Raw genomic sequence first — 16,488 nt, 5'->3', positions numbered from 1 at the left:
TCGCCGTGCGAAGTCGATCTTTCCTGTCGAAACCGCGAAGATCATCGCGACACCTGCGCATAAAGTTGTCTATGCGGAAACTGACAGCTGCTCTGCCCCTCTTGTTCGTCCCGATTCTCGTGGCCGGATGCAATACGGGGACCGGTTCGGTGAGCAAGAGTGATGTGGAATCGAAAGCCGGTAGCGTATTCCACGACAAGTCGCACGAAGACGCGAAATCCGTTGCGTGCGATGGTGATCTGGACGCCAAGGTGGATGCCACCCAGAAGTGCACGATCACGGCCGGTGACGGCCAGGCCTGGGCGGTCACCGCGAAGGTGACCAAGGTCGACGACGACACCGCGTTCTACGACCTGAACTTCACCGACAAATACGTCGCGCCCGACGACATCGCGGGCAATGTGTCCAACTTCTATCAGGAGAAAGTCGGCGTCGCGCCCAAGTCGTCCACCTGTACGGGCCTGCTGCGGGGAGCCACCGGCACCAGCGTTCGCTGCGTGGTAACCGAAAGCGACGGCACCCGCTGGGGTGTCACCGCGACGACCACCAATGTCGAGGGCGATCAGGTCAACTACGACATGATCGTCGACGACAAGCCCCTCGCGTAGCGTCGCCAGGGCACAACCGAATCCCCCTTCGAGGCAGCGGCAACGCCGGGCCCGCAACGCTTTTCGCGGTGACTCGGCGTTTGTCGCCCGATCATGCTTGAATACGACGGTTCCAGTGTCACCCCGGGGGGATCGTCCAGCTTGACCACGTCCGATACAGCCTTCGCCACACCCGATTTCGCGTCCGCCAACGGCGTCTACTGCAAGTATTGCGGCGCCACCCCGGCGGTGAAGCTCGACTTCCGCGCTCATCGCGGCCTGATTCTGTTCATGCAGATGCGCAATCTGCCCGGCCCCTACTGCCGCAACTGCGGTATCGCAGTCTTCCGCCACATGACCGCGGACAGCCTGGTCCAGGGCTGGTGGGGACCGATCTCGTTCGTCGTGGTGAACCCGTTGACCATCCTGAGCAACGTGGTGAACCGCGGCCGGATCGGCCGCCTGGCTCCGCCGATCCCCGGCGGGCCGTCACAGCCGATGGACGAGGGCAAGCCACTGGTCCAGCGCTGGCAGTTCTTCGGCTTCTTCATTCCGCTGATCGCCATCGGCTCCGTGATCGCCTCGGCCGCCGGCAGCCAGTCCTCCTCCGGCAGTGGCTATTCCAGCTACCCCACCTACCCTCGCACCACCTACACCGCGCCCTACGCGGTGATCCCGTCGGTGCCCGCGGTCCCGAAGACGACGGCCCGCACCGACCCCGGCTTCGCCGTCGCGGGCGACTGCATCCACAACACGCACGGCCCCCTGGCCACCGACGACGACCCGGTCCTTGTCATCGTCCCCTGCACCGACCCTCAGGCCGAAGCCGAAGTGATCGCCCGCCCCACCGGTCCCCTGGCCGACAACCAGTGCGACACCGACTACCCCGAGGCCGACATGGTCTTCACCCACACCACCCGATACGGCAGCGGCCCCGAAATCCAGACCTACGCCCTCTGCGTACGCATGAAATAGCCTGCCCCGCAGCCGTATCGCGTGGTTCAGCGGCAGGAGGCGAGGGTGGCTTGGGCCAGTTCGTCGATGACGTCGGCGAGTTGACCTCGGTGGCGGAAGGCCTCGAGTTGGCGGTGAGCGCCGTTACCCCGGGTGAGGAGGGCGGTGATCGCGTCGTTGACGAAGTCCCGATCGCCCAGGTGCACGAGGGCGGGCTCGACGAGGTCGACGAGCGTGCCGAGCAGGTCCTGCACGGGGATGGTGGTGCCGCGCAGCGGATCTATGGCGGGGCCGTCGAGTCCCTCGTGTGCCGCTTTCCAATAGGCCGCGCGCAGTGTGCCTTCCGCGACCGAGGGGGCGGAATCGGCGCTGCGGGCGGTCATTACGGTGGCGCGGATCAGGGTGGCCAGCAGGGCGGTCTCCTGCACGGTGGCGGGCACGTCGCTGACGCGGACCTCCACGGTGGGGAAGGCTACCGAGGGACGCACATCCCAATAGACCATCTTCTGATCGAGGATGACGCCCGCGGACAGCATCGCCTCGACCGCGGTGTCGAACTCACGGGTCGTATCGAAGTGCGGGGGCGGACCGGCGCTGGGCCAGCGCCGCCAGAGAATGTTTCGCCAACTGGCATAACCGGTTTCATCGCCGCGGTAGATCGCGGAGTTCGCGGTCAGGGCTAGGAACAGCGGCAACCACGGGCGCAGGAAGTTGCTCGCGTGCAGGGCCGCCTCGCGATTGGGAACGGCGACGTGCACGTGACAGCCGCACAGGCCCTGCTCGTTCGCGAGCCGCCCGTAGCCCTCGGCGATCCGCTTGTAGCGCGGTGTGCCGGTAATGGTCAGCTCGTCCACGCCGGTCGGCGGTACCGCGACCGCGAGCAGCAGGGCCTCGTTCTTCTCGGCGCTGGCCGCGGCGCCGCTGCGCAGGGTGCGCAATTCCTGCAGTAGTTCGGTGGTCTCGGTGTGCACTCCGGTGCTGGTTTCGACCTGGCACCGCATAATTTCCAATTGCAGGTCTATTCCGAAATCCGCGGCGGTGCGAACGACGTCGACATTCTTGCCGACGGGCGCACCGGTCAGCGGATCGACTAGGAGAAACTCTTCTTCGACACCTACCGTCGGCGGGGCATCCACTCATCCTGTGTACCTCGATATCGGCCCGCCGACACCTGTCGGAACGGTCTGTTTCGGCAGTTCCGCACCTTTTCCCGGTCACACCCCGTTCTTCGGGAAGTTTCTGCCGAAAATTGTCGGTGGGCGGGGACACAATGCGGTATGGCATACGACGAGAAACTGGCCGACCGAATTCGCGACGCGCTGGGACCCGCGCAGGGCGAGGTGACCGAGAAGAAGATGTTCGGCGGTCTGGCCTTCCTGTTGGGCGGCAACATGTCGGTCGCGGCCAGCCGCCAGGGTGGACTCCTGGCCCGGGTGGACCCTCGGGAGGCCGCCGAGCTGCTCAGCCGGGAATCGGTCGACACCATGGTGATGGGCGGGCGGGAAATGACCAATTGGTTGCGTGTCGACCCCGACGCCCTGCACGAGGATCGCGCGCTCCAGGAGTGGGTGGACCGCTGCCTGGCCTACGCCCGGACCCTGCCGCGAAAATAGCCGCCGGACGCTAAGGCTGTGCTACCGGACACACCGATGCCCGGGTTGTGCGCCATTTCACCGAATTCGCCTTCGGCACAAGCGCTTCGCCCATTTGTTTCACTGCGTCTTTACTTCCCAGCACAGTGCCGAAACGTGCGCCGACCAGGCTGGTGAACATGAGGCAAACCGAAGTACATGCGCTGGCGTGCGAAGTATGCGGTCGGCTGCCCCACCCCCGTCGAACACGGCTCACCCTCGCCAAACTGGCCGCTGTCTTTCCCGTCGAATTGGCGCTGCACGCGCTGGTCGTGCACCTGGAACTGTCCTATCTCGTCACGGTCGCCGTATTGACCATCACCACCACGATTCTCGTCATCTGGGTGGTGGAGCCCGGAGCCATGCGCTATCTGAGCCGCTGGCTGCACGGCCCGGAACTGACTCATCGCCACCGGCTCGACAGCGCCGAGCGCCTGTGGCGTATCCGGGTGCGACTGGACAACACGCCGGGCAGGCTCGAGCTGCTGGCCAAACAGCTCGCGTACCGCCGTGCGAACATCCTCACCGTCCACGTACACCATCTGGAGGACGGCGTGCTGGACGAGCTGGTGGTCTCCACGCCGGCCGATGTTCCCCCGCAGCGCCTGGCCGGCGCGGTGGCCCGATCCGGCGGCACCGCCATCGGCGTCTGGCCCGCCTCGGCATTGACGCTGGTGGACGGGCAGACCAGAGCCCTCGGCCTGGCCGCACGGGTTGCCACCGATCCCGATGAGCTCCCGCTCGTGATCGCGGAATTGCTGGGCGCGCAGTATGTTCCGTCCGCGGATCCGGACCGCACCCCCGGCAGCACCATGCTCGAGATCGTTCCCGAGGGCGAGATGGGCGCGATGACCTTCGTGCGATCGGGCGAGCCCTTCACCCCCGCGGAGGTCGCCCGCGCGCACCGCCTCACCGATTTGGCCCTGTTGTCCGGGCAGCACCGCGACGCACCGGAGATACCCGCCGTGACACGCCGCCTTCCGTCTCAATATCCGGGATCCTTCCGCCACTAGCCCGACATTTCAGACCAGCCAGTTTCAGACTGTGTCAGACTTCCCCAGGCGCACACATAGACGCGCGAGGGGTTGATCGATGACAGTGGGACGCATCGGCGCACGGTGGGGGAATCCGGGTGCCGACGGAAATCCACCGACGCGCAGGGCGGTTCGCACCGCGAAACTGGCCGCACTGCCGGTGGCGTTCGCGGGCCGCCGGATGGCGGGAGCGAGCAAACGCGCACTGGGGGTCCGCTCGGCCGCCGAGGTGAACCATGAGATCCAGGTGCGCACCGCGCAGCACATGTTCGACGTGCTCGGCGAATTGAAGGGCTGCGCCGCCAAACTGGGCCAACTGCTGGCCATCTACGAACTCGGCCTGCCACCGGAACTGGCCGAACCGTATCGAATCGCATTGGGCCGCTTACAAGATTCGATGCCCGCGATGCTCCCGGCCACCGTGCACTCGGTGCTGGCCGAATCGCTGGGACCGCAGTGGCGCAACCAGTTCCGGGAGTTCGAGGACCGCCGGGCGGCATCGGCCAGCATCGGTCAGGTGCATCGCGCCCGCTGGCACGACGGCCGGGTCGTCGCGGTGAAGGTGATGTATCCGGGCGCCCGCGCCGCGGTCCTGAGCGATCTCGACCAGCTGCGCCGGATGTCCGCGCTGACCGGAGTGTTCCTGCCCAACGCGGATATCCGCGGTCTGACCGATCAGCTCGCCGAATGCGTCCGTGCCGAACTGGATTTCACGGCCGAGGCCGAGAACCAGCGGATCTTCGCCGACGCCTACGCCGGGGACCCCGATTTCGCGGTCTCGTCCGTGGTGCTGCAGCGCGGCGATGTGATCGTCACCGAATGGCTGGACGGCGTCGGATCGAACCGCCTGATCGAGAGCGGCGCACAGTCCGAACGCGACCGGGTCGGCATGCTCGCATTGCGCTTCGTGCTGTCCTCGGCCCCGCGCACCGGATTGCTCTACGGCGACCCGCATCCCGGGAACTTCCGGGTGCTGCCGGACGGCCGCCTCGGTGTGGTCGACTTCGGCGCCTGCACCGCGTGGCCCCCGGCCCAGTTCCCGCCCATGGTGCGCGATATCGTCGGCGCGCTCTTCAACGGCGGCTCGACCGAGCTGGACGCGGCCATCCGGCAGCACGGATTCGCTTCTCCGCGAGCAATTTTCGATATTCACGCACTGGCCGAGCAGCTGTTCCCCTACACCGAACTGCTGCGCCACGACAGCTTCCGGGTCGACAAGCACTGGCTGCGCGAACGCGTCCTGACCGCCCTGAATCCCCGCCTGAGCAATGTCAATCGCCAGCTCACCATGCCCGCCTACTACACCCCGTTCGCCCGCGCCGTGCTCACCCTGCTCGGGCTGGTCTGCCAGCTCGGCACCACCGGTCCCATGCGCGCCGAAATCCTGCGCTGGTCACCGGAATCGGCCGCCGTCCTCGCCGAATACGGTGAGCGCCGCGGGCTGCCGATCGATTTGAACGCGGCACGCCTGCGCCGCACCGCGTCCGGACTGCGCAACACCGCCGTCGGCTGAACCGGCGCCGGTGCACGCCCCCGGGCGTGCACCGAGGCGCGGTGAGGAACTCCATGACCGCGTTCACGAGCGGGCCGGCTCCCGAGCCCGTCCCTCACTCGATGCGGAATCTGTTCCGATACTCCGTCGGCGTCGTGTCCAGCTTGCGACGGAACGCGCGCACCAGGGTGTCCGTGGTGTTGAATCCGCATCCGGCGGCGACCCTTTCGAGCGTGTCGTCGGTGGTCTCGAGCCGATTCCGGGCGGCCTCGACGCGCACGGATTCGATATAGGCCGCCGGAGTCGTCCCGAGATCGGTCTTGAAGATCCGGGTGAGCTGCCGATCGCTCACATGCGCGTGCTCGGCCAGATCGGTGACGGTGAGCTGCTCGCCCAGGTGCCGCGAAATGTAGTGGCGCAGTTCGTCGATCCGGCGCGTGGTGGACAGTGGTTCGAGCGCGACGCTGAACTGGTTCTGCCCGCTGGGCCGCTTGAGGAACATGACCAGCTGCCGCGCCACGCGCAGCGCCGCCGCCTCCCCGAAGTCGTCCGCGACGAGTGCGAGCGCCAGGTCCAGGCAGGCGGTGAGCCCCGCACCGGTCCAGACGTTCTCGTCCCGGATGAAGATGGGATCCGCGTCGACCTCGATCGCCGGGTGATCGGCCGCCAGCTGCGGCGCGGTGGACCAGTGCGTGGTGGCCCGTTTGCCGTCCAGCAGACCGGCTTCCGCGAGAATGTGCGCGCCCACGCATACCGACGCGACGCGGCGGGACCGGCCGGCGAGCGCCCTCACCCATTCGACGATCTCGGGGTAGCAGATCGCGCGCACCCGCCGTTGCGCGTCGATCTCGACCGCGCCCGGCACCACCAGGGTGTCGATGCGCCGATCGGCGATCTGCTCGAAGGTGACATCGGGCAGCACCCGCACCCCTGCGGAGGTGGTCACCGGGTCGAGCGTCTCCGAGGCCAGCACCACCTGATAGCCCGTCGGCTCGTCCATCTCGCGCTGCAGCAGCGAGAAGACCTCCGGTGGTCCGGTGACGTCCAGCAGATCGATGCGGTCGAAGAGAACCACGACGATCAAGCGTTCGAGAGTGCGCACGGTCCTGCCTCCGAGTCGGTGTCCGAATTTGCAGGTTACATGACATTCCCGACACGCCCGATGCTGACTAGCGTGGAAAACACCACGTCACGACGGCGCACCGCCGCCGTGACCCTCTCGGCAGAAGGACTCTCGATGACAACCACGACGCTGCGCGAACTCAACGGCCTGGATCCGAAACCGGCCACCCTGGCCGATGCCACGCTGGTGCTGATCGACTACCAGAACACCTACACCCGCGGTGTCATGGAGTTGACCGACTGGGAGCCCGCGCTAGACGCCGCCGCCGCACTCCTGGCAGCGGCGCGGGCGGCGGGGTCGACGGTCATCCACGTCGTCAACGACGGTGGCGAGGGCACCCCCTACGACATCCGCACCGATATCGGCGCTATCCACCCCCGCCTCGCGCCTCGCGACGGCGAACCCGTCGTCGTCAAGACCGCCCCGAACGGTTTCCTCGACACCGATCTCGGCGCGCGGATCGACGCCGCGGGCAACGAGAACCTCGTCATCGCCGGGTTCATGACCCACATGTGCGTGACGTTCACCTCCGAAGGCGCGTTCCTGCGCGGCAATCGGGTCACCGTCGTCGCGGACGCCTGCGCGACCCGGCCGCTGCGGACCGCCGTCGCCGAGGTCACCGCAAAGCAGTTGCACCACAGCGCACTCGCGACGATCGGCGATCTCTACGGTGTCGTCGTCCCGACGACAGCCGCGCTCGACTGAGCGGTGACAGCGCTGCCGCGGTGCGCCGATCGGTCAGCCCTGGGTCGTCTCGGTCGCCGCGGTTTCGATGAGATCGACCACTGCCTGCGGCTGCGACAGCGCCACCGCGTGACTGCCCGCGTGTTCGACCACGGTCGCGTTCATCCGGGCGGCCATCCGGCGCTGGCCGTCCGGCGGGATCATCCGATCGTCCTCGGCCACCAGCGTCCAACTCCGCAGGCTCTTCCAGGCCGGTTCGGCGGTCTGCTCGGTGAACGAGGCGACCGCGATCGGACGCTGTCCGGCCGCCAGCACCGCGGCCTCGGCCGCGGGCAGATCCTGGGCGAAGAACTCGCCGAACTTGACCGGTGCGATGGTCAACTCGGGAGCCCTGCCCGCACCGTCCGGCAGCGGATACTCGTGCGGCACCGAGATTTTGGTGGCCGGACCGCCGAAGCGCGCATCGAGTTCGCCGAGGCTCTCGCCCCTGTCCGGTGCGAACGCGGCGATGTAGACCAGGCCCGCGGCCTTCGGGGAACCGGCGGCGGCGTTGGTGATGACCGCGCCGCCGTAGGAGTGGCCCACGACGACGGTTCTGCCCGGCAAGCCGTCCAGGATCGTGCGGATGTACGCGGAGTCATAGGCGAGGCCGCGCAGCGGAACCGCGGCGGTCGTCACCCGATATCCGTCCCGCTGTAGCTTTTCCGCGACTCGGCTCCAGCTCGAGCCGTCGGCGAACGCGCCGTGCACCAGCAGCACGCCCGGCCTGTCGGCGGGCTGCTGGGCCGGGGCCTCGTCCTCGGCCTTGCCCTGAGCCCGGTTCTCGGGCTGGGCCGAACATGCGGTCGCCGCCATGCTCAGCGCGACGGCCGTGGCGATCAGCACGGTCCGTGCGAGACCGTGCCTGCGTGTGATGCTCATCCTCGATAAGCCTTCCTGGCGAATGTGGGTCGATGGTCGCGACGATGATGTGCGGCCGCGCTCAACACCCACTGAACGATTTCCGAACGCGGTGCTCACCGACGCGCGCCGCCGACCACGACAACTCACGCAATCGCGGCGACGCACCACTCCGGTGATCACGAAATACCCCCGGTTACAGCAAAGTCGACGTTTCTACCAGCAAGTTCGCAACAGATCGTTTAGTTTCTTGATATCTTCGGCGCGCACCCGCAAGACGTCGCATACCCGGCTACGGTTCGTACGGTCGGCATCGAGGGACGCGGGGTCGCAAACCGCAAGACGAGTCAATCCCTATGGTGCGGAAGAGAACTGCAAATCGGCGAAGTCTGAACAAGGAGTGTGGGCCCTTGTCCTTACGAAGAGCGTGCGGTGGCGTCATCTCAGCGGTAGCGATCACGACGGGAGTGCTGGCCGCGACCGGCGCGCCTCCGGCTGCCGCGACTCCGAGCGATTGCCCGGATCTGTATGTGGTGGCCGTGCCCGGCACCTGGGAGACCTCTCGCGAGGAGCCCGGTCAGGGCATGCTGGCGCAGGTCACCCGAGGTCTGCCCGGCAATGTACGTACCGAGTTCGTCAGTTACGCGGCAACCGCCATGCCCTGGGAGGGCGAGGTCTACGGCCGCTCCAAACATGAGGGTGTGGCCAACGCGCGGGGATTGGTCGCGAACATGGCGGCCAAGTGCGCGGCGACCAAGATCGCGCTGCTGGGTTACAGCCAGGGCGCGGACGCGGCGGGTGATCTGGCCGCGGAGATCGGCACCGGACTCGGTGTGGTGCCTCCGGATCGAGTGGCCGCGGTGGGTCTGCTGTCCGATCCGCGCAGGTCTCCGACCGACGCCCTGATCGGACCGCCGGTCTCGGGCCGGGGTGCGGGTGGGGTGCGAGCCGGTGGTTTCGGCTGGCTCACTCCCAAGGTGCGCACCTTCTGCGCCGAGGGCGATCTGTATTGCTCGCTCTCGAACGAGGATCTGGCCGGCCGGGTCGCGGGATTCTTCACCCAGGCGTCCTATCCGGACCCGCTGCAGCTGGGCAGTTACATGCTCAATGTCCAGTCCATTCTGAGCGAGGCGCTCGGACCCGGCAGTGCGGCCTTCATGCCGACCTCCGACGCTCCGCCGAGCGAGCAGTGGGTGCGGCAGTTGCAGGATTTCCTGGCCTCGGGCGTGCACCAGTCGTATCCGCGCTACGTCGTGGACGGCAACGGTGCGACGGCGACCTCGTGGCTGCGCAACTGGCTGACCGACATCGCCAACGAGTAGCACTGTTCCGCAAGGCATTTCAGGTAGTCGCACGACCCCGAGTCCGTCACCCTTCCGGTGGCGGACTCGTTTTTCGTCCCGTCGGCGACAGCCCCCTTCGCGCGAACCCTTGATCACTGTCCCAGACAGCACTACGCTAGGTGGGAACCCGCCGCGTGCGGGGCGAGTCATGGCGGCCTCGACATCGGATCGGCCGCTGCGCGTGCGAAAGGCTGAGCCGGCGTGGGCACCAGAGCGAATGGCAATACGGCACCGACACATTCACGACCGGATTTCGAAGTCGCCGTGATCGGAGCCGGGCCGGGCGGGATCGCCGCCGGGGTCAAGCTGAAGCGGGCGGGTGTCACCGACTTCGTGATCATCGAGCGCGCCGACGAGGTCGGGGGCAGCTGGCACGAGAACCACTATCCGGGGCTGGAAGTCGACATCCCCTCGCTCGCCTATCAGTATTCGTTCGCCCGCAATGCCAAGTGGAGCAGGCTTTTCGCGCCCGGCGCGGAGGTGAAGCAGTACCACATCGAGGTCGCGCGGCGCTTCGGTCTCTACGCGCACACGCGGTTCGACACCACGATCGCCGGTGAGGAATGGGACGAGAGCAACCACTGCTGGATCCTGCGGGTGCAGGGCGGCGGAGTGATCACGGCCCGCTTCGTCATCAGCGCGGTCGGGGCGTTCATCAGCCCGAAGCAGGATCCGGGCATCGCGGGACTCGCCGACTATCGGGGCAAGATCCAGCGGCCCTCGAACTGGGATCACGACTACGACCACGGCGGTAAACAGGTCGCGATCATCGGCACCGGGGCGTCCTCGGTCCAGATCACCCCGTCCATCGCCGGGGAGGTCGCCGGTCTGGCGGTGTTCCAGCGCACGCCGGTCTGGTGTGTGCCCAAGCCGAATCCCGTGATGCCGGGCGCGGTTCAGGCCGTGCTCGGCATTCCCGGCGTGCAGGCCGCCGTGCACGGTTCGGCGCTGGTGGTGATCGACGCTCTGCTGCGGGTGATGTCGAACGCGCCGATGACGGTGGTGCGCCCCACCATGCGGACCGTGGATTCGGTCGCCATCACCGGATACAAGGGCCTGCTGCGCCTGATGGTGAAGGATCCGGCGACCCGCGCGGGCCTGACTCCGGACTACGGCCCGATCGCCAAGCGCCCCACCGCCAATACCGGCTACCTGCTCAGTTTCAACCGGGACAATGTCGAACTGGTCACCACGCCGATCGAGCGCTTCACCGAGACCGGCCTGCGCACCACCGACGGGGTGGAGCGGGCCTTCGACATGATCGTGCTGGCCACCGGATACAACGTGTTCTCCGACCCGGAGACGTACGTGCCCGGAATGGTGGTCGGGCGTGCGGGATTGGACCTGGGCAAGTTCTACGGCGAGCACGGGTTGCAGGCGTACGAGAGCGTCTCGCTGCCCGGCCTGCCGAACCGGTGGACGCTGGTCGGGCCGTACTCCTGGTCCGGCAGCGGCTGGCATGCCTTCGTGGAGATGACCGCCGATCACGCGGTGCGCGCGATCGGTGAAGCACGCAGACGCGGAGCGACTTTCGTCGCCGTCCGGCAGGACGCGCACGAGGCGTATCACCGCGATATCTACGCGCGCGGGGAGGCCATGCGGTACTACCTGGCCGAACTCAACGCGCATGTGCCCACGTACTACCGCAATTCGCAGGGTGACAGCACCTACATCCGGCCCTCCGGATTCTTCCGGGCGCGGCGCGGGCATCGCAGGTTCCCGTTCTCGGACTACCGGTTCGAGGTGCAGCGGCCCACGGTGGTCGCCGGTACGCCCGAGGCGGCACCGTCCCCGCGCACTTGATCCGCCCGCACCTGCGGCTGATCTCGCCCGCGCACCCGATCTCCGCTCGACAAGGAAGTTGAGTTCACCGATGGAACTGCCGAAGTCTCTCCGGATCGTGTTCGGGGCGAGCAGCTATGGCATCAGCGACCGGCGACTCGCACCGGCCGTCACCGGGAAGGTGATCCTGGTGACGGGCGCGTCCTCCGGGGTCGGCCGGGCGACGGCGCTGCGACTGGCCGCCAACGGGGCCGTCGTGCTGGCGGTGGCGCGCAGGGCGCACCTGCTGCGGGAGCTGAGTGCCGAGGCCGCGCGCGGTCCCGGGAGCATTCACCCCTATCCCACCGATCTGACCGATATCGACGCGTGCGCCGAGCTCATCCGGCGGGTGCTGGCCGATCACGGGCACGTGGACGTGTTCGTCAGCAACGCGGGCAAGTCGATTCGCCGCTGGCTGACCGATTCGGTGGATCGCTGGGACAACGTCCAGGACACCACCCTGGTCAATTACCTGGGCCCGGTGCGATTGGTCATGAGCCTGATGCCGTCCATGCGGGCGCGCCGGGGCGGACACATCGTGAACGTGAGCACCGCCGGAGTGCACGCCCCGGCCGTCGGATGGACCAACTACATCGCCACCAAGTCCGCGTTCAACTCCTGGATGCGCGGCGCCGCACCGGAATTGCGCGCCGAGGGCATCTCCTCGACGACCATCCATCTGCAGCTGGTGCGCTCGGACATGCTGGGCCCCTCGCGAATCTTCCGGTACACGCCGGGGAACACCTGCGAGGAGGCCGCGAGCGTGGTGTGCCGTGCCATCGTGGACCGTCCGCTGGCGATCCGGCCGTGGTTCGAGCGGGCCGGTGCGCCGATGATGTACGCGCTGGACAACTCCCGCACCGCGCAGCGTCTCATGACCGGGTACGCCAAGGCGAGCAATCCGACCAGCCGGCCGCAGGACTGGGCTCCCGCGCTCGGCCGAGTGGAGACGGTCGCGCATCTGCTGGACGATCTGGTGACCGTGGCAGGCCGGATCCCGGGCAGCGGCGTGCTGGATCTGGTGCCGCCCGGCAGGATTGCGCAGTTGGCGCTGTCGCTTCGCGGTGGCGTGGGCCTGTCCACGCTGCTGGCGAGTTTCGCGGCGCGGTTCCCCGATCGAGCGGCCATGATCGATGATCAGGGTTCGATCACCGCCGCGGAGTTGCACGAGCGCGTGCGACTGCTGGCGGCGGCGCTGCGCTCACGCTGGAACATTCGGCGCGGCAACAGAATCGGCGTGCTGTGCCGCGACCATCGAGGGTTCGCCGAGGCCGTGTGCGCCGCGGCGCGGCTGTCGGCCGATATCGTGCCGCTCAACTACGGTTTCGCGGGACCGCAGATCGGCGAGGTACTGCGGCGCGAACGAGTGGACACGCTGCTCTACGACGCCGAATTCCATTCCGAGATAGCCAAATCCGGGTTCGAGGGGCGCCGCGTGCTCGTGCGCGGTACGGCCGCGGGCCTGCCGACGGTGGACGAGCTGATCGCCGAGGGTGGTCCCGCCGTGCGCGAACCCGCCTACGGCAGTGCGATAGTCATGCTCACCGGCGGCACCACCGGTGTGCCGAAGGGCGCGCCCCGGCAGCTGGGGTTGCGCGAGGCGGGGCCGATGATCGCCGGACTGCATCCCCGCATGCTGCTGGCACTCTCGGATGTGGCTCGGATCCAGCCGATTCCGCGACTCGGCTCGCCGATGATCGTCGCGCCGCCGCTGCACCACACCTACGGCTTCCTCGCGCTGCTGGGGTCGTTCCTGATGGGTTCGACGGCCATCGTGCACGAAAGGTTCGATCCCGAACAGGTATTGGCCGATATCGAGCGGCACAGCGTGCACCTGGCCTGCCTGGTGCCGACCATGCTCAAGCGCGTCATGGATCTGCCGCCGGATGTGCGCCACGACTACAACACCGACTCATTGCAGATGGTCGCGTGCGGCGCCGCTCCCCTGCCGCCGTGGCTGGCGACCGCGTTCATGGACGAGTTCGGTGATGTGCTGTTCAACGGCTACGCCTCTACCGAGACCGGGGTCGGGGCGCTGGCGAGTCCCGCGGATCTGCGGGCCGCGCCCGGCACCGTGGGGCGTCCGCCGCGCGGGCTGGTGGATATCCGCATCGTCGACGCTCGGGGACGCGATCTGCCGATCGGCACGAGCGGCCGGATCATCAACAAGAACCCGACCCTGTTCCACGGCTACACCGATGGCAGACAGAAGGCGATGGTCGGAAAGTACATGGACTCCGGCGATCTCGGACACTTCGATGCCGAGGGGCGACTGTTCATCGACGGCCGATCCGACGACATGATCCTGTCCGGCGGCGAAAACGTCTTCCCCCAGGAGGTGGAGGACGCGCTGCTCGCACACGCGGCCGTCGCCGACGCAGGGGCGGTAGGAGTTCCCGACGAGGACTTCGGACAGCGACTCGCCGCCGTGATCGTCCTCAAACCCGAGGCCACAGCCGACGCGAACGAGCTCAAAGCCCACGTCAAGTCCACCCTGGCCAACTACAAGGTGCCCCGCGACATCGTCTTCGCCGCGCAGCTCCCCCGCACGACCGCCGGAAAGCTACGACGACAACAACTTCCGGAGATCATCGCAGAATCCACAGGCACCGCCTCCGCCGAGACGACGGGAGCGTCAGCGCAATGACCACCTAGCGAACCAACTGACATCCGGCCCTACCGCACGACACAGACCCTGGCATCCCCGCCCCGACCACGAACGCCCCAACGCCGCTGACGCATCTGCGCTCGGGTTTACAGAGCCCTCGCTGTCGCACACCAGGCAAAGGCCCGGTCCGCGATACCGCCCACCCCGATTCCACAGTGGTGGCGGGCCACATTGCCGACGAAACCCACCATCGAGTTCACGGACCTCGGACCCGATACAGCGGGGGCACATAGCGTTCCGGCCTCTTCCGCGCGAGCATTTTCCTTAGCTGCGCGCCGGTCGCCGGATCCTTGGCGCGCACGAGTTCGGCGACTCTGCGGATGGTGAGGTAGTCGATCCCCGCTTCTCGAGCCCGCTCCACGTAGCGGTCTATCTCGACCAGTGATTCCGTAGTCGGCTCGACCGACGGCTCGGAGGCCAAATCGGAGAATCGCTTCCGTTCGAAGTCGATCTCGGTTGTCCCGCGATACCGACGAACAACCTCCTCCGCCTCATCGAGACTGCGTGTTCCCGCCAGATGTGCGGCCAGACTCCCCTCGAATACCAGCCCGCTGTCCACCTCGTGGACAGCAGCGGACGCATCGGTCAACTCGACCCACGTACGCCCCTGCCTGGTCTCGACCTTCCCCCGCACCCCACCTGCCGCAGCCGCCAGCAGCCCGTTCGCTTCCGACGGATGCCACTCGAACAGCGGATAAAGCCTCTCGAAATTGGTCGCCTCCAACACCATTCGAATCACACCCGAATGCGCGCTCAGCCGCTCCCCCAACTCCGCATCTGTCAGTTCCCCGTCCAGCCCAACCCCCGCAACCAGGAGCCGAACCGTCAGTCCCGTGCCGATAGCCGCCGCCAACGCGAGCGAGTCCGCAAGCGGCGTCCGCAACCCCGCCTCTCGCCCCGTCGCCAGAACATCACCCCCCACATCGACGACCACAATTTCCTGAGCCCCGAACCCCCTAGCCGCAGCGCCGATTTGACGACCCAGCCCCACCGCACCCCCCACCGGATCCAACAGCAACAACCGATCCGGCAACACCGACACCAACCCCGGCAGCGTAGCCAGTCCCCCATTTCGCAAAACCGCCCCCGCGACAATCTCGAACACCCCCGGCGCCGGTTCCACCAACCCCTCGAAATCCCCAGCCACCCGAGGCCCCGGATCAGGATCCAACATCAACCGATCCCACGAAAAACCCATCACCCCGACCACATCCACCCCCTCGAGCGCCCGCCCCACCACGGACCCCGAAATCGCATCCCCACCACCCCCGGCCGCAACCACCAGCACCCGAACCATCAGACTCCTCGCCCAGCTGTAATAGGCCGTCCGCCTGCACCGTTGATACACTGGCCAGTGGTCTAGGGTACTCGCTGCGGCGCATGACCATCACGACGTGCGGAGAGGTTGACCGTTGCCGGAGATCGAAGAGGTACTCCCGAAGTACCTGCAGATCGCGAGCTACATTCGAGATCAGATCGTCCGGGGCGACCTGCCGCCAGGATCCGAGGTGCCCTCCGAACGCGCACTCTCCACCACGTGGAAAGTGGCGCGGCCGACTGCCGGCAAAGCGTTGCAGGCTCTTCGCCGCCAAGGACTGGTGGAGTCACGCCGTGGTTCCGGAACCTACGTCCGTTCCCAGCAAATGGCACCGCGTGCACGCGAACGCTACGCCCGGGCAGCGGAATTCGGAACGATGTATTCGGAGAACGAAAGTGTCGAGTTCCTGCACGCACGCATCGTGGCAGGCCCCGATCATGTCACCGAGGCCCTCGCCCTATCTGCGGATGCCGATGTCATCGAACGGCGGCGCCTGATAAGTAGCAGGGCGACCGGCCCCATTGAATTGTCCACCTCCTGGTTTCCCGCTTCGATTGCCGAAGCGGCGCCACGCCTGCTCGAGCTCGAACGTATCCGAGGTGGAACCGCCCGCTACGTCGCCGAGATGTCCGGACGAACAGCGGCTTACGCCAGAGACCAGGTATGTGCCCGCCTCTCGAATGCACAGGAGCAACGCGGTCTGCAGATCGGTCGCCCCTCCGCGGTTCTCATACACTGGCTCGTTCTCTTCGATCTCGACGACACACCCCTGCAGTTCGATGAGGCGGTACATCCGCAGGCGCACTGGTCTTTCCGGCAGGAGTACCCCCTCGCCTGAGTACAGATGCGGACACACCGACGACTCCCCGAAGTGGCATAGACCACTTTTCTCGTAAGTGGCATAGTCCATTTACAGAAGAAGTTTCACTCACA

14 protein-coding genes are annotated in these 16,488 nt (G+C 67.0%); 10 read left to right on the top strand and 4 right to left on the bottom strand.

Annotation, left to right across the window (positions count from 1 at the left end; all coding sequences use genetic code 11):
• Positions 1–71: 71 nt before the first annotated feature.
• Positions 72–608 (top strand): DUF4333 domain-containing protein, encoded by a 537-nt coding sequence (locus NJ1_RS06400; protein ID WP_067688732.1) that lies wholly within the window; start codon positions 72–74, stop codon positions 606–608.
• Positions 609–749: 141 nt separating this feature from the next.
• Positions 750–1,562, top strand: a complete 813-nt coding sequence (locus NJ1_RS06395; RefSeq protein WP_157573787.1) for an LppU/SCO3897 family protein — start codon at positions 750–752, stop codon at positions 1,560–1,562.
• A gap of 26 nt (positions 1,563–1,588) precedes the next feature.
• On the opposite strand, the gene NJ1_RS06390 is transcribed toward NJ1_RS06395, so the two are convergent.
• Positions 1,589–2,677, bottom strand: a complete 1,089-nt coding sequence (locus tag NJ1_RS06390; RefSeq protein ID WP_067688726.1) for a carboxylate-amine ligase — start codon at positions 2,675–2,677, stop codon at positions 1,589–1,591.
• Between the two features lie 141 nt (positions 2,678–2,818).
• On the opposite strand from NJ1_RS06390, the gene NJ1_RS06385 reads away from it, so the two are divergent.
• The 3 genes from NJ1_RS06385 to NJ1_RS06375 all read left to right on the top strand — a co-directional run bounded on the left by NJ1_RS06385 (position 2,819) and on the right by NJ1_RS06375 (position 5,719).
• On the top strand, positions 2,819–3,154 hold the full coding sequence (locus NJ1_RS06385) for a TfoX/Sxy family protein (RefSeq protein WP_067688723.1): 336 nt from the start codon (positions 2,819–2,821) through the stop codon (positions 3,152–3,154).
• Positions 3,155–3,312: 158 nt separating this feature from the next.
• Positions 3,313–4,185 (top strand): putative antibiotic biosynthesis monooxygenase, encoded by an 873-nt coding sequence (locus NJ1_RS06380; RefSeq protein ID WP_067688867.1) that lies wholly within the window; start codon positions 3,313–3,315, stop codon positions 4,183–4,185.
• A gap of 79 nt (positions 4,186–4,264) precedes the next feature.
• The gene (locus tag NJ1_RS06375; protein ID WP_084477809.1) at positions 4,265–5,719 is read left to right on the top strand and encodes an ABC1 kinase family protein; all 1,455 of its coding nucleotides are present in this window, start codon (positions 4,265–4,267) and stop codon (positions 5,717–5,719) included.
• A 94-nt stretch (positions 5,720–5,813) separates the two neighbouring features.
• Here the strand turns inward: NJ1_RS06375 and NJ1_RS06370 are convergent, their stop codons facing one another.
• Positions 5,814–6,800 carry a GlxA family transcriptional regulator gene (locus tag NJ1_RS06370; RefSeq protein ID WP_067688719.1) on the bottom strand — a complete coding sequence of 329 codons (987 nt, stop codon included), beginning with the start codon at positions 6,798–6,800 and terminating at the stop codon, positions 5,814–5,816.
• A gap of 135 nt (positions 6,801–6,935) precedes the next feature.
• Here NJ1_RS06370 and NJ1_RS06365 point away from each other — a divergent pair, with 135 nt between their 5' ends.
• Positions 6,936–7,526 carry an isochorismatase family protein gene (locus NJ1_RS06365; protein WP_067688861.1) on the top strand — a complete coding sequence of 197 codons (591 nt, stop codon included), beginning with the start codon at positions 6,936–6,938 and terminating at the stop codon, positions 7,524–7,526.
• A 33-nt stretch (positions 7,527–7,559) separates the two neighbouring features.
• Here the strand turns inward: NJ1_RS06365 and NJ1_RS06360 are convergent, their stop codons facing one another.
• Positions 7,560–8,426, bottom strand: a complete 867-nt coding sequence (locus tag NJ1_RS06360) for an alpha/beta fold hydrolase (RefSeq protein WP_245717245.1) — start codon at positions 8,424–8,426, stop codon at positions 7,560–7,562.
• Between the two features lie 389 nt (positions 8,427–8,815).
• On the opposite strand from NJ1_RS06360, the gene NJ1_RS06355 reads away from it, so the two are divergent.
• From NJ1_RS06355 to NJ1_RS37850, 3 genes are all read left to right on the top strand, one after another.
• Positions 8,816–9,727 (top strand): cutinase family protein, encoded by a 912-nt coding sequence (locus tag NJ1_RS06355; protein WP_245717244.1) that lies wholly within the window; start codon positions 8,816–8,818, stop codon positions 9,725–9,727.
• 285 nt (positions 9,728–10,012) lie between these two features.
• Positions 10,013–11,551, top strand: a complete 1,539-nt coding sequence (locus tag NJ1_RS06350) for a flavin-containing monooxygenase (protein WP_084477807.1) — start codon at positions 10,013–10,015, stop codon at positions 11,549–11,551.
• Between the two features lie 70 nt (positions 11,552–11,621).
• Positions 11,622–14,216, top strand: a complete 2,595-nt coding sequence (locus NJ1_RS37850) for an SDR family NAD(P)-dependent oxidoreductase (RefSeq protein ID WP_084477806.1) — start codon at positions 11,622–11,624, stop codon at positions 14,214–14,216.
• 217 nt (positions 14,217–14,433) lie between these two features.
• On the opposite strand, the gene NJ1_RS06340 is transcribed toward NJ1_RS37850, so the two are convergent.
• Positions 14,434–15,534, bottom strand: coding sequence for a DUF1152 domain-containing protein (locus NJ1_RS06340; protein WP_157573786.1), 1,101 nt, complete (start codon positions 15,532–15,534; stop codon positions 14,434–14,436).
• Between the two features lie 115 nt (positions 15,535–15,649).
• On the opposite strand from NJ1_RS06340, the gene NJ1_RS06335 reads away from it, so the two are divergent.
• Entirely contained in the window at positions 15,650–16,393 is a 744-nt protein-coding gene (locus tag NJ1_RS06335) for a GntR family transcriptional regulator (RefSeq protein ID WP_067688713.1), read from the top strand.
• Positions 16,394–16,488 lie beyond the last annotated feature (95 nt).

This window comes from Nocardia jejuensis NBRC 103114 (genome assembly GCF_001613145.1).
Taxonomy (GTDB): Bacteria; Actinomycetota; Actinomycetes; order Mycobacteriales; family Mycobacteriaceae; genus Nocardia; species Nocardia jejuensis.
Note: the sequence above shows the minus strand (reverse complement) of the source record. Positions and strands in the feature narration are given on the sequence as shown.

Excerpts from the sequence above, each read along its gene's own strand:
- NJ1_RS06400 (WP_067688732.1), top strand. The coding sequence starts at position 72 with ATGCGGAAACTGACAGCTGCTCTGCCCCTCTTGTTCGTCCCGATTCTC.
- NJ1_RS06385 (WP_067688723.1), top strand. The coding sequence starts at position 2,819 with ATGGCATACGACGAGAAACTGGCCGACCGAATTCGCGACGCGCTGGGA.
- NJ1_RS06380 (WP_067688867.1), top strand. The coding sequence starts at position 3,313 with ATGAGGCAAACCGAAGTACATGCGCTGGCGTGCGAAGTATGCGGTCGG.
- NJ1_RS06375 (WP_084477809.1), top strand. The coding sequence starts at position 4,265 with ATGACAGTGGGACGCATCGGCGCACGGTGGGGGAATCCGGGTGCCGAC.
- NJ1_RS06365 (WP_067688861.1), top strand. The coding sequence starts at position 6,936 with ATGACAACCACGACGCTGCGCGAACTCAACGGCCTGGATCCGAAACCG.
- NJ1_RS06360 (WP_245717245.1), bottom strand. The coding sequence starts at position 8,426 with ATGAGCATCACACGCAGGCACGGTCTCGCACGGACCGTGCTGATCGCC.
- NJ1_RS37850 (WP_084477806.1), top strand. The coding sequence starts at position 11,622 with ATGGAACTGCCGAAGTCTCTCCGGATCGTGTTCGGGGCGAGCAGCTAT.
- NJ1_RS06340 (WP_157573786.1), bottom strand. The coding sequence starts at position 15,534 with ATGGTTCGGGTGCTGGTGGTTGCGGCCGGGGGTGGTGGGGATGCGATT.